Annotated in this window: 19 protein-coding genes; 8 read left to right on the forward strand and 11 right to left on the reverse strand. The window is 51.9% G+C overall.

Annotated elements, in window-relative coordinates; all coding sequences use genetic code 11:
- Positions 1-84 precede the first annotated feature (84 nt).
- The 3 genes from AC6I8R_RS07420 to AC6I8R_RS07430 all read left to right on the forward strand — a co-directional run bounded on the left by AC6I8R_RS07420 (position 85) and on the right by AC6I8R_RS07430 (position 2750).
- The gene (locus AC6I8R_RS07420) at positions 85-2283 is read left to right on the forward strand and encodes a TonB-dependent receptor (RefSeq protein WP_021186047.1); all 2199 of its coding nucleotides are present in this window, start codon (positions 85-87) and stop codon (positions 2281-2283) included.
- Between the two features lie 107 nt (positions 2284-2390).
- Positions 2391-2534, forward strand: a complete 144-nt coding sequence (locus AC6I8R_RS07425; protein WP_013508612.1) for a hypothetical protein — start codon at positions 2391-2393, stop codon at positions 2532-2534.
- 42 nt (positions 2535-2576) lie between these two features.
- The gene (locus AC6I8R_RS07430) at positions 2577-2750 is read left to right on the forward strand and encodes a hypothetical protein (RefSeq protein ID WP_013508613.1); all 174 of its coding nucleotides are present in this window, start codon (positions 2577-2579) and stop codon (positions 2748-2750) included.
- Here the strand turns inward: AC6I8R_RS07430 and AC6I8R_RS07435 are convergent.
- Positions 2747-3907, reverse strand: coding sequence for a glycoside hydrolase family 1 protein (locus AC6I8R_RS07435; RefSeq protein WP_497832073.1), 1161 nt, complete (start codon positions 3905-3907; stop codon positions 2747-2749). The genes AC6I8R_RS07430 and AC6I8R_RS07435 overlap by 4 nt on opposite strands.
- Before the next feature lie 154 nt (positions 3908-4061).
- Here AC6I8R_RS07435 and AC6I8R_RS07440 point away from each other — a divergent pair, with 154 nt between their 5' ends.
- A complete protein-coding gene (locus tag AC6I8R_RS07440) occupies positions 4062-5519 on the forward strand; it encodes a phospholipase D family protein (protein ID WP_021186044.1) in 1458 nt (485 codons plus the stop codon).
- A 31-nt stretch (positions 5520-5550) separates the two neighbouring features.
- Here the strand turns inward: AC6I8R_RS07440 and mdoC are convergent, their stop codons facing one another.
- Positions 5551-6675, reverse strand: a complete 1125-nt coding sequence (mdoC, locus tag AC6I8R_RS07445) for a glucans biosynthesis protein MdoC (protein WP_036627695.1) — start codon at positions 6673-6675, stop codon at positions 5551-5553.
- A gap of 269 nt (positions 6676-6944) precedes the next feature.
- Between mdoC and AC6I8R_RS07450 the strand changes: the two genes are divergently transcribed.
- From AC6I8R_RS07450 to AC6I8R_RS07460, 3 genes are all read left to right on the forward strand, one after another.
- Positions 6945-8480 carry a glucan biosynthesis protein G gene (locus tag AC6I8R_RS07450; protein WP_200864688.1) on the forward strand — a complete coding sequence of 512 codons (1536 nt, stop codon included), beginning with the start codon at positions 6945-6947 and terminating at the stop codon, positions 8478-8480.
- Positions 8473-11025 carry a glucans biosynthesis glucosyltransferase MdoH gene (mdoH, locus tag AC6I8R_RS07455; protein ID WP_415175125.1) on the forward strand — a complete coding sequence of 851 codons (2553 nt, stop codon included), beginning with the start codon at positions 8473-8475 and terminating at the stop codon, positions 11023-11025. The genes AC6I8R_RS07450 and mdoH overlap by 8 nt, the downstream gene beginning before the upstream one ends.
- A gap of 195 nt (positions 11026-11220) precedes the next feature.
- The gene (locus AC6I8R_RS07460; RefSeq protein ID WP_021186042.1) at positions 11221-11448 is read left to right on the forward strand and encodes a YceK/YidQ family lipoprotein; all 228 of its coding nucleotides are present in this window, start codon (positions 11221-11223) and stop codon (positions 11446-11448) included.
- A gap of 3 nt (positions 11449-11451) precedes the next feature.
- Here AC6I8R_RS07460 and AC6I8R_RS07465 read toward each other — a convergent pair whose 3' ends face one another.
- The 3 genes from AC6I8R_RS07465 to AC6I8R_RS07475 all read right to left on the reverse strand — a co-directional run bounded on the left by AC6I8R_RS07465 (position 11452) and on the right by AC6I8R_RS07475 (position 13712).
- Positions 11452-11850, reverse strand: a complete 399-nt coding sequence (locus AC6I8R_RS07465) for a MysB family protein (RefSeq protein ID WP_497832074.1) — start codon at positions 11848-11850, stop codon at positions 11452-11454.
- 113 nt (positions 11851-11963) lie between these two features.
- Positions 11964-12230 (reverse strand): hypothetical protein, encoded by a 267-nt coding sequence (locus AC6I8R_RS07470; protein ID WP_021186040.1) that lies wholly within the window; start codon positions 12228-12230, stop codon positions 11964-11966.
- 558 nt (positions 12231-12788) lie between these two features.
- Positions 12789-13712 carry a Kdo(2)-lipid IV(A) acyltransferase gene (locus AC6I8R_RS07475; protein ID WP_021186039.1) on the reverse strand — a complete coding sequence of 308 codons (924 nt, stop codon included), beginning with the start codon at positions 13710-13712 and terminating at the stop codon, positions 12789-12791.
- A gap of 266 nt (positions 13713-13978) precedes the next feature.
- Here AC6I8R_RS07475 and trhO point away from each other — a divergent pair, with 266 nt between their 5' ends.
- A complete protein-coding gene (gene trhO / locus AC6I8R_RS07480) occupies positions 13979-15034 on the forward strand; it encodes an oxygen-dependent tRNA uridine(34) hydroxylase TrhO (protein WP_415175126.1) in 1056 nt (351 codons plus the stop codon).
- Between the two features lie 39 nt (positions 15035-15073).
- On the opposite strand, the gene AC6I8R_RS07485 is transcribed toward trhO, so the two are convergent.
- From AC6I8R_RS07485 to dinI, 6 genes are all read right to left on the reverse strand, one after another.
- Positions 15074-15649, reverse strand: coding sequence for a YceI family protein (locus AC6I8R_RS07485; protein ID WP_021186037.1), 576 nt, complete (start codon positions 15647-15649; stop codon positions 15074-15076).
- Between the two features lies 1 nt (position 15650).
- Positions 15651-16226, reverse strand: a complete 576-nt coding sequence (locus AC6I8R_RS07490) for a cytochrome b (protein ID WP_021186036.1) — start codon at positions 16224-16226, stop codon at positions 15651-15653.
- Positions 16227-16517: 291 nt separating this feature from the next.
- The gene (gene solA, locus AC6I8R_RS07495) at positions 16518-17633 is read right to left on the reverse strand and encodes an N-methyl-L-tryptophan oxidase (protein WP_497832075.1); all 1116 of its coding nucleotides are present in this window, start codon (positions 17631-17633) and stop codon (positions 16518-16520) included.
- A gap of 106 nt (positions 17634-17739) precedes the next feature.
- Positions 17740-17994, reverse strand: a complete 255-nt coding sequence (bssS, locus tag AC6I8R_RS07500; protein WP_013508627.1) for a biofilm formation regulator BssS — start codon at positions 17992-17994, stop codon at positions 17740-17742.
- A 288-nt stretch (positions 17995-18282) separates the two neighbouring features.
- Positions 18283-18552, reverse strand: a complete 270-nt coding sequence (locus AC6I8R_RS07505) for a hypothetical protein (RefSeq protein ID WP_208725234.1) — start codon at positions 18550-18552, stop codon at positions 18283-18285.
- 143 nt (positions 18553-18695) lie between these two features.
- Entirely contained in the window at positions 18696-18941 is a 246-nt protein-coding gene (dinI, locus tag AC6I8R_RS07510; protein WP_013508629.1) for a DNA damage-inducible protein I, read from the reverse strand.
- Between the last annotated feature and the right edge of the window lies 1 nt (position 18942).

Below are 18942 nucleotides of genomic sequence, written 5' to 3' on the forward strand. Positions count from 1 at the left end.
TTTCTTGCATTCCGCGCAGTCCTCAGCATAATCGCAAACCGCAATAAAAATGATTATCAATTAAGTTTGTATCAGGGGATATCCATGCGCACTACGCCTTTCAATCCCGGACTGAAACCGACACTGCTGGCTGTAATGGTCAGTGCCGGTTGTTTGCCAGTGATGGCTGCTACCACCAACACCACCGCAGATGCGGCAAAAAAAGAACAGCAGACACTGACGGTGACAGCGACACCGCAGACTGATTTCAAACCTGGCGGTAACGATCTGGTTCCCGCTTACCTGGATGGTCAGGTGGCGCACGGTGGCCGTCTCGGCATGCTGGGCGAACAAAATGCCATGGATGTGCCGTTCAACGTGATCGGTTTTACGTCCAAAGCGATTCAGGATCAGCAGGCAAAAACCATTGCCGATGTGATTCGTAACGATGCCACCGTGCAGAACGTGAAGGGCTACGGCAACTTTGCTGAAAGCTATCGTATTCGTGGTTTTCGCCTGGATGGTGATGCCATGACTTACGGTGGTCTGGCAGGCATCGTGCCGCGTCAGGTGATGGATGCCTCACTGATTGACCGGGTGGAAATTTTCAAAGGGGCTAACGCGCTGCTGAACGGATCTGCCGAGACGGGTGTCGGTGGCATGATCAACCTGGAACCAAAACATGCTGAAGACACACCACTGACGCGCGTGGGTGTGGATTACACCTCAGATTCGCAATTAGGCACCACCGCAGATATTGGCCGTCGTTTTGGTGATAATAACCAGTTCGGCGTGCGCCTGAATGCTGTTCACCGTGAAGGTGAAACCGGTGTTGACGGTGAAAAGAAACGCACCACCGCTGCTTCATTGGGTCTTGATTACCGTGGCGATCGTCTGCGTACCTCGCTGGATGTGGGTTATCAGAAGAAAACCTTCCATGATGCCCGCAACGGTATCAATATTGGCGGTATCGACTTTATTCCAGACGTACCTTCTAATAGCACCAACTACAGCCAGAACTGGATATTCAGTGATATCGAATCTGAATTCGGCCTGGCAAAAGCTGAATACGATCTCAATGATCAATGGACTGTCTATAGTGCGCTGGGTGCGCAGCATACGCACGAAATTGGTAACTACGGCACGCCGAAAGTGTTGGATACCGCTGGCAACGCCACTATCGGTCGTTTCGATACTAACCGTATTCAGGACACCATGAGCGGCAGCGTGGGTATCCGCGGTGATTTCACCACCGGTTTTGTGACGCATAAAGTGAACTTCGGTTACTCTGCAATGACCTCGAATGCGAAAAATACCTATCGCATGTCTTCGGGTAACGATGCGGATATCAACATCTATAATCCGCACGATGTGGCAGAACCGGATGCTGTCTTCACGGGTGGCGCTAAATTCAGCGATCCGCTGACAACCTATCGTTCACGTTCGCAGGGGTATCTGCTGAGTGATACGCTGGGCTTCTTTGATGATTCGCTGTTGCTGACTTTAGGTGCACGTCATCAGAAAGTGGTGGTGCGTAACTACGGTTATGATGGTGTGGAAGATACCGGAACACGCTTTGACAGCAGCCGCTGGTTACCGGCATATGGCTTACTTTACAAAGCGACCAGCAATATCTCGCTGTATGCCAACCATACTGAATCACTCACGCCGGGTACGGCTGCGCCGTTCACTGCCTCTAACTACGGCAGCGTGACGGGTATCGTGCATGCCAAACAGAACGAAGTTGGAGTGAAAGCTGACTACGGGCGTATTGGTGGCACGCTGGCGCTGTTCGAAATCAAGCAACCGGTCGGTGTGTTGAACGACGGCGTCTACAAACTGAATGGCGAACAGCGCAACCGTGGTGTGGAACTGAACGTATTTGGTGAACCGCTCCTGGGTCTGCGTCTGAACGGCAGTGCAACCTGGATCGATCCGGATATGACCAAAACCGGTGACAGCAACGAAAATGGTAAAAACGCGATTGGCGTACCCCGTTTCACTGCGGCACTGGGCGCTGAATATGATATCAAACCAGTAGATGGCCTGACGGCAACCGCGCTGCTGAACTATACCGGTTCACAGTATGCTGACCTCGCCAATACCATGAAAATGGACGATTACACCACGTTGGATCTGGGGCTGCGCTACCGGATGAAGGTCAACCAAAACGACATGGTATGGCGTGTTGGAGTGGATAATGTCACCAACGAGAAATATTGGGCGAACGTCGATGACAGTGGCACTTACCTGACGCAAGGGGAGCCACGTACCGTCAAAGTCTCACTCACCTACGATTTCTAATCCCATCAGCGGGGCGCGATTGCGCCCCGTTTTCATTTTGCTGGCTTTCTATTACACTCGGAACGGTAATCCAGTCGGTCGATCCCTTTATTTTTTGCTGAGTTAACATGAGTTCACCTGCGCCACCTGACGATCATGACGAACCCCTGCGGCAGCCGCTGGACGATGCGCAGTTTGCCATTGTGGTACTTGCAGTGACCTCGGTTACCCTTATAATCTTTGTCCTGATGATGACGTTATGGATGAGCTAAGGCTTGCTGCAACGGGTATCGGAAGCCTGTAAGGAGATGTCGATGGAATCCCGAGATGACAAACTGATCGCCATAATAGGGCTGCTTTCTGCCTGTCTGATTGGTGTGGTGTTCCTGTTTACCATGACCTGGCTCACCGATGTGCGCCATCCTGCCGATCAATCCCTTGATGTACAAACCTGCGGCCCTAAACATCCCAACTCGCAACAATCTTAACTTTGCTGACGTTTTTGCCACTTAATTTGCTGACTGCGCAACTCCAGCGCTAAACCCTCATGCAACGTGCGATTGCCGTTGGGATCACCCAAACCAAATAACGCACCGGGCGAACGCTGGTCATCGGCCCACGCCGGATACTCCACCACCGGATAAAGCGAAATCCCTTCCAGCGCCACCCCTTCATCCAGCGCCAACATTGCCTCTTCACTCACCTGATGGAACCAGGACGCACGGGCATCGCCTTCGGCACCGGTCTCGGCCAGCAGCATCGGGCGCTGATAACGCTGCCAGCATTGCCACAGCAGACGATGTAAGGGCAATCGTGCAGGGTGATCTACCGGTAACGGTTCACCGGGGAAAAACCAGTGATTATCCGGGTAGTAATTCAGTCCAAGGATATCGAGGAAATCTTCGCTGCCGCCCAGTTCCGGGGCGTCGCGTCCGGCCAGCCAATCCCAGGCTTCAAATTGCGCCTGATGTTGCGCGTCGGCATAGGGTTTGCTGTCGGGATTCGCGGGGTCGGTGGCAACCTGTACCAGTGGATCGGTCAGCACAAAACGCGCCTGCGGATAGATCTCGCGAATGGCATGCATCGCTGCCAGCGATGCGCGTACCAGCTGACGCTTCAGCTCTTTGCCGCGCTGACTGGAATAGGGATCGAGCCAGGCGACATCGGCGCCAGCCCACGACCAGAAGGAGATTTGATTGATCGGCGTAAAAAACGGTTGCTGCACCCCTTCATCACGCATCAACTGCGCCATCGCGCGGGCGAAGCGTTCAAAATGCTGGACAAAGGCGGCACTCCAGATGTCGAGATGGTCGGGATAACCAAAATGCGCCAGTTCCCAGATGATTTGCAGATCATGGCGCGCGGCCGCGTGCACCATTGGCAGAAAAGAGTGCCAGTCATATTCGCCGGGCGTGGACTCAATCAGATACCAGCGTGCGCCATCGCGTGCGGTGCGCAACCCTTCCTGCGCCAACGCGGCATAATCCTTCTCCAGCAGCATGTCATGACCGCTACTGATCACCATATCCAGTCGCCGGCCTCCGGCACGACGGGAAGTCGAACAGGGAAAACTACCCTGAAAAAAACTGCGAAACAGCCGGGGCTGATAGCGCGGGGATGGGGGATCAAGGGGGTGTTGCGCCATTTTTCCTCTCCTCACGGGGAACGCCGAATGCAGATCGTCCCGCTAAGTCTAGACTAAATTAAGCGCAGGCCAGCCGCTGCAACCGGAAGCCTCTGATTGCGATGCGCTGCGCTGCCACCAACAATAAGAAGATTATGTGTTGCAGGGAACCTGTATGAGCGAAGCCGTACCACGCCATTCTGAGGAACATCAGCGAAACTGGCTTAACGAAATTGTGGATGCACGCTGCGCGCGCCATCCGGGGATGAGTGGCGTCCATCCTCTCAATGATGGGCTGGATGCGTTTGCTGCTCGTTATCTGTTGATGGGCATGGCCCGAAACACCATCGATGTGCAGTACTACATCTGGCAAAACGACATGTCAGGCCGCCTGCTGTTCAGCGCGCTGCTCGATGCAGCGGAGCGCGGCGTTAAGGTGCGGCTGCTGTTGGATGACAACAACACGCCCGGCCTCGATGAAACCCTCGCCGAACTGGACCGCCATCCCAATATCGCGGTGCGATTGTTTAATCCTTTCTCGTTTCGCACCTTGCGTATGCTGGGCTATCTGACCGATTTCGCCCGCCTCAATCGCCGTATGCATAATAAAAGCCTGACGGTGGACGGTGCCGTCACCCTGGTGGGGGGACGAAATATTGGCGATGAATATTTTGGCACCGGTGATGAGCCGTTGTTCACCGATCTCGACGTGATGGTCATCGGCCCGGTGGTACCGGAAGTGGCGCAGGATTTTGAGCGCTACTGGCGCAGCAAAGCCGTGTTGCCATTACGCAGCGTGGTGGAGGTGCGCGGCGAACACCAGGCCGTGCGCCTGCCGGAAGCCTGGCAAGATAGTGAGGCGGTACAGCGTTATCTGGCGCGGCTGGATCACTCCCCATTTGTTGGTCAGATGGCAGAGGGGACGCTGAGTATGACCTGGGCTGCGACGCGCTTGTTAAGCGATGACCCGCGCAAAGGGCTGGGCAAAGCGAAGCGTTCCTCTTTGCTGCCACAGCGAATGCTGGAGGTGATTGGTACGCCACAGCAGCAGTTCGACATTATCTCGGCCTACTTTGTCCCGACGCGGGCTGGTGTGGCACAGCTGCTGGCGTTGAAACGACGTGGGGTCAAAATCGCGGTTCTGACTAATTCACTGGCTGCTAATGACGTCAGTGTGGTGCACGCGGGTTATGCGCGCTGGCGCAAAAAGTTGCTCCGTCACGGCATCGCGTTATACGAACTGAAACCACAGGCCAATGCCAGCGACGCGCCCCACGATCGCGGGCTAACCGGGAACTCCGGTTCCAGCCTGCATGCCAAAACCTTTACCGTGGATAATCGCAAAGTGTTTATTGGATCGTTTAATTTCGATCCTCGTTCAGCGGTGCTTAACACCGAAATGGGACTGGTGATTGAGAGCGACACCCTGGCGCAGCGTACCCATCAACGCTTTATTCAGGGGATGCGGGACCGTGCCTGGATGTTACGGCTTGATGGATGGGGCCGGGTGAATTGGGTGGAATATCCGGGTGAGGCCGGTGAGGTGGTGCATATTCATGAGCCGCAATGTACCTGGTTTCAGCGGCTGATGGTGCGCCTGGTGTGGCATTTGCCGATTGAATGGTTGTTGTGAAAGCAGCGGGCCAGCTTAGCTGGCCCGTGGGTTATGCACGCTGTGGTTTGCCGGAGAACAGAAAGCGCAGCAGTGGAATACGCAGATGGATTTCATACAGGGTAAATGACACGCCAAACACCATCAGCAGGCCGAGGAAAAAGCCCAGCGTGTTATTGCTGATCAGCGGGGTGATAAAAATGCCGTACAGCAGGGTGAGCGGATGGTGCACCAGATAAATAAACAGCGAGGCATTCACCAGATACATGATGCGGGGCGAATGGCTGTTCAGCAGTTTATGTCCGAAGCAGAAACAGACGTTCAGCATGCACAGGCCCATCAGGGTTGAAATCACGTTGTCGATTTCATACAGCCAACCATCGCCGCTGCTGAAGCGTTGATTGAGGCTGTAGGCGACAAACACCGCAATGGCACCAAAACACATCACCGGATTAAAACGCACAAACAACGCCTTCAGTGGCGGATGTTTCCAGCTCAATGCTCCCAACATAAAGAAGGGCAGGAAGAACAGGCTTTGCATCACGGCGGTGCTGAACAGGCCATCCATTAACCATGCGGGCTGGAAATAAAAGATTGCGCGGCGGAAGACGCACCACGCCAGCGACCACGCCAGTAACGCCAGCGTCAGTTTGCCCCAGCCCACACGGGTGTAATCAATCTGTCGATGCTGGGAGCGCAGCCAGCGGAAGGTGATCATGCCGAGGCTGGTGAGAATGACCAGCACCACCAAAAACCACAGGTGAGAAATCAGATCCCACACCACCGCATTGTACTTTTGATACAGGGAGAAACTGTCCCAATCTCCGACTTTGTCTGTCAGATTTTTTAGCAGAAAAAACTGCGGCAGGGTGATCAGTGGCACGGCGGTCAGCAGCGGGATACCCACGCGCTCCAGACGCACCTTCAACCAACGTTGTGGCTTATAGCGCAGATATAGCATGTAGGAAAAATAGCCGGAAATGACGAAAAACACCTGCATGCGAAAAGCGTGAATGAAGTCATTAAACACCGTCAGCCACATCGAGGCATCCTGGCTATTTACTGCCCATTTTTGTGTCGAGTAAATCAGGGAGACGTGAAAGGGTACGCCCAATAGCATTAAATAAGCTCGAATCGAATCGAGAAAATATTCGCGTTCGGATTTTGCTGCAGTCATAAGCATCCAATAGTTTTGTGTCCTGGCCGGTTTCGCCCTGAAACCGGATTATGCCGGACGAAAATTCTACCGGCTGTAAACGAGGTATACTATAGGCTGATTCTGTATCGTCTAATTATCCTAAAAGCGCATTTTCCACTTACAAATAAGGGGAACAATCGGTTACATACGCTGTCGGAAAAAAGAATAATCCTTTAAGATATGCGGGTTTGATCTAAGCACACGCGAAAGGGGGGGATGTGCTGACTTTAGAAAAAAATATGGCCGGACTGAAGAAGATGCGCTGGTTAGGCGCGGCAGTTCTGCTGGCGTTGTACGCAAATAATAGCTGGGCGTTCAACCTCGATGATGTAGCAAAACAGGCTCAGGCGATGGCGGGCAAAAGCTTCGAAGCGCCGAAGAGCAATTTACCCTCTCAGTTTCGTGAAATGAAATTTGCTGACTACCAGCAGATCCAGTTTAACCACGATAAAGCCTACTGGGGCAAACTGCGCACGCCATTTAGACTTGAGTTCTATCACCAGGGTATGTACTTCGATACGCCGGTGAAAATTAACGAAGTCACCGCCAGTACGGTGCGTGAAATCAAGTACAATCCGGACTATTTCAACTTCGGCAACGTCAAGCATGACGCAGACTCGGTGAAAAACCTGGGTTTTGCCGGATTCAAAGTACTTTATCCGCTTAATGAAAAGGGTAAAGACGACGAAATCACCAGCTTCCTCGGAGCCAGCTACTTCCGCGTTATTGGTGCAGGCCAGGTTTATGGTCTGTCAGCGCGCGGTCTGGCCATCGATACGGCGTTACCTTCAGGCGAAGAGTTCCCACGCTTTAAAGAGTTCTGGATCGAGCGGCCAAAACCGCAGGACAAGCAACTGGTGATCTATGCGTTGCTGGATTCACCGCGTGCCACGGGTGCCTATCGCTTTATCGTACGTCCGGGTAAAGAATCTACTGTCGATGTGCAGGCGAAAGTCTATCTGCGTGACAACGTTGGTAAACTGGGTGTCGCGCCGTTAACCAGTATGTTCCTGTTCGGGGCTAACCAGCCGTCGCCGGTCAGCAACTTCCGTCAGGAGCTGCACGACTCCAACGGTCTGTCTATCCATGCCGGTAACGGGGAGTGGATTTGGCGTCCGCTGAATAACCCGAAACATCTGGCGGTCAGCACCTTTACCATCGAAAGCCCGAAAGGCTTTGGCTTGCTGCAACGTGGGCGTGATTTCAGCCATTATCAGGATCTCGACGATCGTTATGATCTGCGCCCGAGTGGCTGGGTTGAACCGTTAGGCGATTGGGGCAAAGGCCGGGTTGAGCTGGTGGAAATCCCGACGGCGGATGAAACCAACGACAACATTGTGGCGTTCTGGACGCCGGAAAAATTGGCTGAGCCGGGCAAAGAGATGAGTTTCCAGTATCGTCTGCACTTTACCCGTGACGAAAATCTGCTGCACTCCGATGACGTTGCCTGGGTGAAAGATACCCTGCGTTCTGCCGGAGATGTGAAGCAATCAAACCTCGTACGTCAGCCGGATGGCAGCATCGCCTTCACCGTCGATTTTGTTGGCAGAGCGATGAGCAAACTGCCGGAAAATACGCAGGTTGCACCGCAGGTCAGTGTAGGTAATAACGCTGAAGTGGTGGAGCAGAGCGTACGCTACAACCCGGTCACTAAAGGCTGGCGCCTGGTGCTGCGTTTGCGCGTGAAAGATAACAAGCAGCCGACCGAGATGCGTGCGGCGCTGGTTAGTGGCGACAAGACATTGACGGAAACCTGGAGCTATCAGCTACCTGCCAATGAATAACTCGACTTTTACACCTCAATCTTACGTGGAAGCCCTGCCGCTCGATGCGGCAGGTCGCGCGCGTCTGAGCGTTTCGTTACAGAATGCGCAGGCGTTCCACGCTATTCATGCGTCGCTGGGACACGATGATGCCGCCAGCGAGCGCCCGGATGATGCGCCGCTAAAATCGGTGTCGTCCCGTGTGCAGTTGGCCTGGCCAGATTCACTGGCTGAGGGCCAGCAACTGGGTAAAGATTATCTCGGCCGTACTATCCTGAAGGCGATGCCAAAGGTTACGCGTTCGCTGATGTTCCCGGAAGCCTGGCGTACCAACCCGTTGGCTCGCGCCTGGGATTCGTTACGCGGGCATAAATCGACGCCACGTTACAAAACGGCGGAAGAACAAAAAGCGGAAGATAAGTGGCGTCACGTTGGTTCGATGCGCCGCTATGTTCTGCTGATTCTGACGCTGTTTCAGACCGTGGTTGCTACCTGGTACATGAAAACCATTCTGCCGTATCAGGGCTGGACGCTGCTCGATCCGATGGAACTGTTTAACCAGAACTGGTTGCAGTCGGTGGAGTTGATCCTGCCGTATATTCTGCAAACCGGCATTCTGTTCCTGTTCGCCATTCTGTTCTGTTGGGTGTCTGCCGGTTTCTGGACCGCGCTGATGGGCTTCCTGCAACTGCTGATTGGTCGTGATAAGTACAGCATCTCGTACTCCACGGTGGGGGATGAAGCCCTCAACCCGGAGCATCGTACTGCACTGATCATGCCGATTTGTAACGAAGATGTGGAACGCGTATTCGCGGGCTTACGTGCGACCTGGGAATCGGTCAAACGCACCGGGAACGCAGAACACTTTGACGTCTACATTCTGAGTGACAGCTACGATGCGGATATCGCGATTGCCGAGCAGAAAGCCTGGATGGAGCTGGTGCGCGATGTCGGTGGTGCGGGCAAGATTTTCTATCGTCGTCGTCGTCGTCGTGTGAAACGTAAAAGTGGCAACATTGATGACTTCTGCCGTCGCTGGGGTAGCAACTACAGCTACATGGTGGTGCTGGACGCCGACAGCGTGATGAGCGGTGAGTGTCTCACTGGTCTGGTACGCATGATGGAAGCCAACCCGAATGCCGGTATTATCCAGTCGTCACCGAAAGCGTCAGGCATGGATACGCTGTACGCACGTTGTCAGCAATTTGCGACCCGCGTATACGGTCCGCTGTTTACTGCCGGGTTGCACTTCTGGCAGTTGGGCGAATCCCACTATTGGGGTCATAACGCCATCATTCGTGTGAAGCCGTTTATCGAGCACTGTGCGCTGGCACCGCTGCCGGGCGAAGGCTCTTTTGCCGGTTCGATTCTGTCGCATGACTTTGTCGAAGCTGCATTGATGCGTCGTGCCGGATGGGGCGTGTGGATTGCATACGACCTGCCGGGTTCCTACGAGGAGTTGCCGCCTAACCTGCTGGATGAGCTGAAGCGTGACCGTCGCTGGTGTCACGGTAACCTGATGAACTTCCGCCTGTTCCTGGTAAAAGGGATGCACCCGGTACACCGTGCGGTGTTCCTGACGGGCGTGATGTCATACCTGTCAGCGCCGTTGTGGTTTATGTTCCTCGCGCTCTCCACCGCCCTACAGGTGGTTCATACGCTGATGGAACCCACCTACTTCCTGCAACCACGTCAGTTGTTCCCGGTGTGGCCGCAGTGGCGTCCCGACCTGGCGATTGCGCTATTCTCAACCACCCTGGTGTTATTGTTCCTGCCGAAACTGCTCAGCGTGGTGCTGATTTGGTTCAAAGGCGCAAAACCTTACGGTGGGGCAGTGCGCTTGTTCTTCTCGTTGCTGCTGGAAATGCTGTTTTCGGTCCTGCTGGCACCGGTGCGTATGCTGTTCCATACCGTGTTTGTGGTCAGCGCATTCCTCGGCTGGGAAGTGGTGTGGAATTCACCGCAGCGTGACGATGATGCGACGCCCTGGAGTGAAGCCTTCCGCCGCCACGGTTCGCAGATGCTGCTCGGGATTGTCTGGGCTGTCGGCATGGGCGTGCTGGATCTGAACTTCCTGTGGTGGTTGTCGCCGATTGTCTTCTCACTGATTCTGTCACCGTTCGTCTCAGTCATGTCGAGCCGTGCCACCATTGGTCTGAAGAGTAAGCGCGCGAAGCTGTTCCTGATCCCGGAAGAGTACGATCCGCCGCAAGAGTTGGTCGACACGGACAACTATCTGCAACTGAACCGCGAACGTGCGCTGAAGAATGGCTTTATGCATGCGCTGTTCAACCCGGCATTTAACGCTCTGGCGACGGCAATGGCGACTTCACGTCACCTGCACAGCAAGATACTGGATCATTCGCGCGATCGGCGTGTGGATCAGGCATTGAGCGATTCGCCGGAAAAACTGAACCGCGAGCAGCGTTTACAGCTGATTAGCGATCCGGTGGTGCTGGCGCGCGTGCATACGCGCCTGTGGGAGAATGGAGAGAAATATCATGAGTGGGTTGAGAGCTATCAAAAGCTGAAGCTAAACCCGCAGGCACTGCCTCAGCAGTCATGATATCGGGTCAGTAACCCAGTAAAAAAGCCGCTATCGCAACACGATAGCGGCTTTTTTTATCTGTTACGTCTCGGTGCGACGACAGCAAGACTGTTCCGACTAACGCAATCTTTACGCTGTCGGGTGTGGTTATTCACCCATACTGACGGCTAAAATAGCGGCAGGCCATTGTGAGAATTTGTTGTGAATCGTTTCATGAAATTCATCGTTGTAAGTGCAGCCATTCTGTTACTGAGCGGATGTGGCAGCATTATCAGTCGTACCGTGCCGGGGCAGGGGCACGGTAATCAATATTACCCAGGAGTGCAGTGGGATGTGCGTGACGGCGCATGGCGGATGCTTACCATCCTCGATTTACCGTTGTCATTGGTGATGGACACGCTGCTGTTACCGGTGGATGCCCATCACGGACCTTACGAATAAGCTTTACGCCCAGTGGTCAGAATCACTGTTATCGTCGTCCCATTCGGCTGCTGCGGCTTCACCTTCTTCAGTATCCATCGGCGGTTCGAGCTGAAACTCTCCCTCATCCCATTCATGTAGCGTATTTTCAGATTGCCACTCCTGGCGAAGCTCAATTTCGTCATAGTCATCATCAAAAATGGCCTGAGCTGCTTCGCCGCTGCGAATGGGCAGACATTCACCTTGTCCATCCTCATCAGCAAAAAACTCGGCCTGCCACATGATGTCGCCATCCTGCATGACATATTTTTGCAGAGCGAATTGGTTGACGACGGCATCGTCCTCATCCAACTCAGGTTGACTGGCGAGAAACTCTTCACGCGCCGCCTCGATGGCTTCGACTAAGGTGCTATACATGCTCATCGCAATCTCCTTGCCTGTTGAATAGGGCTTCCAGAGAAGAATAGACGAAAAATCACCAGGCGCAGGAGGGAATAACATTCGGGCGGATGAGGAGCCACATCCGCCCGAATGTGTCAGTGCATTTTTTGTGGAAAATGCAGTACAGGCCGCACAGATTCGCGGATAACTGGCGCAGAATAACGAATGCAACATTTAATACAGGGTTTCACCTTTTTAAAATTAATGCGCGCAATCGATAAGGCCTGATTTAAATTATAGAGCGTACCAATAAAGACCATATCCTCCTTTTCGGGCAGACGCTTACACTCTTTCCGATGCAGTAAATGGTAATTGTCCTGATCGGTACTGACCGTCACATAATAATAGATGCCTTTATTCATATTATGAGTTCCTGCTGTATATTTGCTGTGTGTAATCTTTATTATTTTTTTGAACGGTTATTGAACTAACTGTCATTAACGAAACTAACTGGAATCGAATTCACTAACAAATTCCAGAAAGGTATAAAGATGGTGTATCTTTTTTAGAAACGGAATAAGCGTTGCAGCCACCAGGATAATTCCTTGTAAATTAAGTTAATTTTCTTGCATTGATTAGCGATTTCAAAGAATTTAGTAATATTAAATAGGAATATGCCTGGAATTGGAAAAAAACAGGTCCATACAACCATGTTGTGATCAATAAATTTTATTTAATCTTTCAGGCCTAAATCAACGACATGCGAAAAAGATGTCGCATCGTAACCAGCACGGGCTTAAGTAATGATCACCATTGTCTGATTTTATTCTGAGAAAGCTCTATAAATATATGGTCTGAGAAAATACGCCAGCTTCAATTAAGTCTGGTACAGTTTTAACTAAAAACTGACGGATAATGTCATGAATTAAGGCAAATTTCAGTTTTGATGCAGAGGGACACACCCTGTGTCCCACATCACATTAATAACGCGAGGGTTGACCTTCTGGCTGGGTTTTGAAACGACGATGCAGCCACATGTATTGCTCCGGGGCCAGCAATACGCTCTCCTCAACCACTTTATTCATGCAAATGGCGGTGTCGAGTTCGCTTTCCAGTGAAAATTTGTCACGGATATCCGGCATGATTTTTAGTTCGTAGCCACGGCCATGTGGCAGGCGGCGGGCCAGAAAGGGGACAACACTGGGATTTGCCAGACGGATCAGCATATGCGTCCCGGTCGTGGTGGCGGCATCTTCAACGGCAAAAAACGGCGCGAACACACTGCTACGCGGGCCATAATCATGGTCAGGTGCATACCAGATAATGTCGTTGTTTTTCATTGCGCGGATCATGCCCTTAAGGTCTTTACGATCGAGCATGCTTTTATTGGAACGCATACGTCCCCAGGTTTGCAGCCAGTCGATCAGTTTGTTGTCGTTAGGCCGATAAACACCGATGCCGGGATTGTTCATGCCAAAAACACGGGCGCCCAACTCCAGGGTAAGAAAATGCATCCCGATAAGTAAAATACCGCGTCCGGCAGCCAGTGAAGAGTCAATATGCTCCAGACCAGTACAGGCTACCCATTTGCGGATACGCCAGTCCGGCCAGAACCAGGCCATACCGGTTTCAATCAACCCCATGCCGACCGATTCAAAATTGTGTTTTACCATCGCATTGCGTTCGCTGATTGGCATATCAGGAAAACATAACTCCAGATTACGTTGGGCAATTTTGACGCGACGCTTCAGAAAACGCATGGCAATACGGCCCAGACCACAGCCGATGACGGATAAAACCGGGTAAGGCAATAGCACCAGTAAATAGAGAGTCCCAATACCCAACCAGGTAAACCAGTAGCGTGGATGAAGGAGTTCACGGGAAAATTGTGGAAGTTGAGTCATTGAAATGTCAGTATCCTGCGTCTTGTACCAGAGGTACCGGTTCCTGTTATTTGTGTCTATTGTGCCATTTTTTCTCTCTGACTGAAATCAAGCATAGCTGCACTGCTAATGTCTGAATTCACCTTATCGCATTAAAATATAATTACCGGACAAAAATGCGGCACAGCTCACCCTCGCCGATATTCGCGGCAAAGGCTATGCATTGTGGTGATTTCAGGTATCATGTGCGCGCTCATTTTTTCCTATTGCTAACAGGAACGAACACCATGCCAGTGTTACACAACCTTGTTTCCAATAAAGAGCTGAAGGCACGCATGCTGGCTGAAACCGAGCCGCGTACCACAGTCTCTTTTTATAAATATTTCCAGATTGCCGATCCCAAAGCATTCCGCGATGCGTTGTACATTGGGTTAACCAAGCTCAAGGTATTTGGCCGCGTGTATGTCGCCCATGAAGGCATCAACGCGCAAATCAGTGTGCCCGCCAGCCAGTATGAAAGCATGAAAGCTTTTCTCTACGGCTTCGATCCGGCACTGAATAATCTGCGTATGAATATCGCGCTGGATGATGATGGGAAATCATTCTGGGTTTTGCGCCTGAAAGTACGCGATCGCATCGTCGCAGACGGTATTGAAGACAACAGCTTTGATGCCAGCGATGTCGGTAACTATCTGAAAGCCGCCGATGTCAATGCGATGCTGGATGATCCCAATGCGGTGTTTGTCGATATGCGTAACCACTACGAATTCGAAGTGGGGCATTTTGATAATGCGCTGGAAGTCCCTGCGGATACTTTCCGCGATCAGCTGCCGATGGCGGTCGACATGCTGAAAGACCAGAAAGATAAAAAGATCGTTATGTATTGCACCGGCGGCATTCGCTGCGAGAAAGCCAGTGCCTGGATGAAACATAACGGTTTTGATGATGTTTATCACATCGAAGGCGGCATCATTGAATACACCCGCCGGGCGCGTGAGCAGGGGTTACCGGTACGTTTTAAAGGCAAAAACTTTGTCTTTGATGAACGTATGGGGGAACGCATTTCCGATGATGTGCTGTCAAATTGTCATCAGTGTGGCGTACCTTGTGACACCCACACCAACTGCGTCAATGACGGCTGTCATTTGCTGTTTATTCAGTGCTCAAGCTGTGCCGAGAAGTTTCACAATTGCTGTAGCCCGCTGTGCATGGAAGAGTCAAAACTGTCGCCGGAAGAGCAGCGCACACGTCGCGCTGGCCGTGAAAATGGCAACAAAGTCTTCAACAAATCGCGTGGTTTGCTCAACATGACGATGGCAATTCCGTTGCCAGAGAAGAAGTAAGGAACCGGCAGCCTGCCATGATGCAGGCTGCCTCATTTTTTACTGTCGAACCCCTTCGACCGAAATAATCAATTCCGCTTTTTGCGATGCTGGTCCCAGATCTTTGTTGATGTTGAACTCTTTCAGCACCACATCGCCACTGGCCTCAAAGCCTGCACGATAGCCTCCCCAGGGATCTTTACCTTCGCCAATCAAATGCGCATTCAGCGTAATCGGTTTGGTTACGCCGTTGAGGGTCAAATTGCCGGTGATTTTATACTCCTTGCCCTCTTTCTTAACGGCAGTGGAGACAAACGTCGCCTGCGGGAATTTGTCCGTATTCAGGAAATCAGCACTGCGCAGGTGTTTATCACGTTCGGCATGGTTGGTATCGAGACTACCGGTATTGATGGTGACATTGACTTTGTCGGCACCTGGGTTCGCTTCATCAAAGGTAAAACCGCCATCGAAATCCTTAAAACTACCGTAGAGCCAGCTGTAGCCGAGATGCTGAATACGGAACTGGACAAAGGCGTGTTGTCCCTGTTTATCAAATTTGTAATCTGCGGCATTGGCCGTCAGACTGGCGGCCAGTAAACCAGCACCTGAAAGCATCAGCAGGGTCTTTTTAAGCATGTCACTTTTCCTTTTCAGAGGTTAACGGGATGCGGCAACCCAGCATCCTTTGCAGCGTGATATCACGGTCAATAAAGTGGTGTTTCAGCGCGGCAAGCCCGTGTAGTACCGAAAGCACCACCACCGTCCAGGCGAGCCAGAGATGAATATCGCCAGCCACATCGGCTTGTTCTGCTGCCCCGGCAACCAACGCGGGGATATCGAACCAGCCAAACAACGAAACAGGTTTACCGTCAGCGGTGGAGATCAAATAGCCACTGACCAGAATGGCCAGCAGCAGGCTGTACAGCAGCCAGTGAGCGGCAATCGCCGCAAACCGGACCACAGGGGAGTAGCTGTGCAGTGGTGCCGGAGGAGGGGACAGGAAACGCCACAGCAGACGTAGCAACAGGGCCATCAATAACAGGATGCCAATACTTTTGTGAATTTCTGGTGCGCTGTGATACCAGCTGTCGTAGTAACCCAGCCCGACCATCCACAATCCGAGCGCAAACATGCCATAAATGGCGAGCGCCATTAGCCAGTGTAATAAGATAGATATCAAACCAAATTGCTGTGGGGAATTGCGCCACATCATCGGTAAATCCCGTGCGGAAATAACTGGCAATTAGAATCCATATATTGAAATACAAAATCAATCACCCTTACTTTTCTATAAACTATGAAATAACCATTCGGTATTTATGGTGATATATGCCCTAAGCGCTCAGAAATATTGAATAACTACGCGGGGAAGTCGCTGGAATAAAGCGTTGAAATTAATTACTACACCTTTTGCGCTGTCATTTAATCCAGTCATTAAATATTTGTGGGTTTATGTCAGGAAGTGTCAGGCAGGCCGCTGGCGTAGCGCAGCGGCCATGAGATGTCAGGCAAAACGCGTCAGTGAGAAGGGGGTAATATCGAACGAAAAAGGCTTGTCCTGAGCAAACTCACTGGCCAATTCACCCAGTACGCTGGCGAATTTAAAGCCATGACCGCTCAGTCCGGTGATAATTAAGCGGTTTGGCTCGCCTGGTAACGTATCAATGATAAAGTCCTCGTCAGGCGTGTTGTCATAGCTACAGGCTTCACCATGTAAACAAACCCCCACGCCAGGCAGAAACTGGCGTAAAAAGCTGAAGGCTTCGCTACCATCGGCGGCGACACTGCCGAACGGCTTGCGATCCGCAGGTGTCTGCATAACCTGCCCACCATCATGTCGGCCTACTTTGAGCGCATTATTGTCTGCCGGGAAGCCATAGAAGTGACTGCCGTCGCTCATCTCCACGGTAAAACCAGGGAATTGGTTGTTTTCACTGTAGCGCCCATCCGCCTGATGCCAGGCAAACACTTTTCGCACCGGGGTGACCGGCAAATTGTTCACCAAGTGGCTCACCCAGGTTCCGGCACTGACCAGCAGTTTACGGGCGCGAAACATGCCTTCACTGGTGGTGACCTGTTGCAGATCACCATCCCGACCAATTTCTGTCACCGGGCAGTTAAATAGCTGCGCGCAGCCCGCCTGTTCCGCCAGTTTTACCCAACTGCGCACCGCCTCTTCGCACTTGAGAAAACCGGAATTGGGTTCGAACACCCCAATGTAACCATCGGGTACGGAAAATTGTGGCCAGCGTTTGCGGACTTCATCTGCCTGCAAAATCTGTACGTCAAGTTGCCAGACGCGCGCGCTGTCGATGACGTTTTGAATAAAGGTGGAAGTGACAGGGGCGAGGTTGAGGATGCCACTACGGTGCATAATGCGTTCACCACCGCGTTGTTCCAGTTCATCCCACAAGGTTTGCGCACGCAACACCAACGGAACATAGCGTTCGCCCTCACCGTAGGCGTGGCGGATTAAGCGGGTTTCACCGTGATGGGTACCCTGAGTATGGGGCGGGTGGGCACTATCAATCATCAATACCGAGAGACCCGCCTGAGTAGCATAGTACCCGGCGGCTGCACCTACTGATCCACTGCCAACCACAATCAGATCATAAACCATGTGACATTACTCCTGAAAAACGGCGAACTTTTTCAGCAGCATATCAAAAGAGCGCGCACATGAAAAAGGCACCCTTGAGGGTGCCCCTTACACGCGATGGGAGAAATTAATGCTTTTGATTATCGCGTAGGTATTGCTCGGTAGACTCAATTTTCGCAATGCCAGCTTCAAGTATCGAGATAAACTGTCGGGCCACGTCGGTGGTCAGCCAGTAGGTAGGGCCAACATCAGCTTCTTCTTCTTTCTGATCCTGCGATGATAGCGAGTGCAGGCGAATCATCATGGCGTCATAGCTGTCAACGGTGCTAATGTCCCATCCCACTAATGGATGAGTCTGGATGACGTCTTTATTTCTGTCCATTATAACCTCCTTTTTACTCGTTAAACGAAGTGCTTCTTGAGGTTCAATGCGGCTGTTCTTGCACAAGCGAGATAATTATAACATGAAACGAACGGTACAATAGTTAAAAAATGTGGTGGTGAAAAAAAACACAAAATAAATGCTTTTGAGATGCGTCTTTTTAAAAATAATAATACACCTACCGGTGTGGGTATTTTTCCGCGCAACAAATTACCGACGCTAAAGAGATTATCGGCAGTAAAGTCGCCTGGCTTTAGGAAAACTCTTGAGCCGATGAAAACTGTGAAGTTAGCCCTTTTCCTGGTCCTGAACGGTTCCCGCGCATTTTTGAATCTCTTCAGCCAGACGAGCAAATTGGTGCTGTAACTGCTCGTCGTGGTTCTGATTTTGCGCTTCGAGCGTCAGATTATGGACCAGCAACTGGCTGGCGCGATCGTCCAGACAGAAGGTCAGATTGGCGAAGGCACTTTCCAGCACGGTCAGGCGGCGTTGCTGTTCGCTGATTAATGCCAGCAGCTCGCCAAACGTCATTGCCTCTTCCGGTTTATCGTGAGTCATGTAAAACGTCTCCTGTCAGCATGACGTGCGCAAGAATGGGTGGGGAGTAATGATGATTTTAGATGCAGAGACTTTGTCTGGCGAGGCGGAAATAAAACAAAAAAGCCGGGTGGCGAAACCCGGCAAAAACTGCGCAGTGGCGGTTAATCGGTAATAAACCAGTCGTCAGCGCTTTCCCAGGTTTCCTGTAAAATATCGCTGATACGTTCGCGATTTTCTTTGCAACCACCAAAAACGCTCAGTTGATTGCCGCTGGCATAGCGAACTTTGACATGATGTTCGTCGTCTGGGAAATCACGGGAGATGCGTCGGGTAAGCTCTGCGCTTAACGCATCCAGTGCGCCCGCAGGAAGGGGCTGAGTTTTTGCTACGGTAATTTCAACACGCATA

It is taken from the genome of Pantoea sp. X-Soil-OKNW-713, assembly GCF_059730685.1.

Coding starts and splice junctions, on each gene's coding strand:
- AC6I8R_RS07490 (WP_021186036.1), bottom strand. CDS start 16,226: ATGATGTGGCGCAATTCCCCACAGCAATTTGGTTTGATATCTATCTTA.
- mdoH (WP_415175125.1), top strand. CDS start 8,473: ATGAATAACTCGACTTTTACACCTCAATCTTACGTGGAAGCCCTGCCG.
- AC6I8R_RS07475 (WP_021186039.1), bottom strand. CDS start 13,712: ATGACTCAACTTCCACAATTTTCCCGTGAACTCCTTCATCCACGCTAC.
- AC6I8R_RS07465 (WP_497832074.1), bottom strand. CDS start 11,850: ATGAGCATGTATAGCACCTTAGTCGAAGCCATCGAGGCGGCGCGTGAA.
- bssS (WP_013508627.1), bottom strand. CDS start 17,994: ATGGACAGAAATAAAGACGTCATCCAGACTCATCCATTAGTGGGATGG.
- AC6I8R_RS07440 (WP_021186044.1), top strand. CDS start 4,062: ATGAGCGAAGCCGTACCACGCCATTCTGAGGAACATCAGCGAAACTGG.
- mdoC (WP_036627695.1), bottom strand. CDS start 6,675: ATGACTGCAGCAAAATCCGAACGCGAATATTTTCTCGATTCGATTCGA.
- solA (WP_497832075.1), bottom strand. CDS start 17,633: ATGGTTTATGATCTGATTGTGGTTGGCAGTGGATCAGTAGGTGCAGCC.
- AC6I8R_RS07505 (WP_208725234.1), bottom strand. CDS start 18,552: ATGACTCACGATAAACCGGAAGAGGCAATGACGTTTGGCGAGCTGCTG.
- AC6I8R_RS07435 (WP_497832073.1), bottom strand. CDS start 3,907: ATGGCGCAACACCCCCTTGATCCCCCATCCCCGCGCTATCAGCCCCGG.
- trhO (WP_415175126.1), top strand. CDS start 13,979: ATGCCAGTGTTACACAACCTTGTTTCCAATAAAGAGCTGAAGGCACGC.
- AC6I8R_RS07470 (WP_021186040.1), bottom strand. CDS start 12,230: ATGAATAAAGGCATCTATTATTATGTGACGGTCAGTACCGATCAGGAC.
- AC6I8R_RS07430 (WP_013508613.1), top strand. CDS start 2,577: ATGGAATCCCGAGATGACAAACTGATCGCCATAATAGGGCTGCTTTCT.
- dinI (WP_013508629.1), bottom strand. CDS start 18,941: ATGCGTGTTGAAATTACCGTAGCAAAAACTCAGCCCCTTCCTGCGGGC.
- AC6I8R_RS07485 (WP_021186037.1), bottom strand. CDS start 15,649: ATGCTTAAAAAGACCCTGCTGATGCTTTCAGGTGCTGGTTTACTGGCC.
- AC6I8R_RS07460 (WP_021186042.1), top strand. CDS start 11,221: ATGAAATTCATCGTTGTAAGTGCAGCCATTCTGTTACTGAGCGGATGT.
- AC6I8R_RS07420 (WP_021186047.1), top strand. CDS start 85: ATGCGCACTACGCCTTTCAATCCCGGACTGAAACCGACACTGCTGGCT.
- AC6I8R_RS07425 (WP_013508612.1), top strand. CDS start 2,391: ATGAGTTCACCTGCGCCACCTGACGATCATGACGAACCCCTGCGGCAG.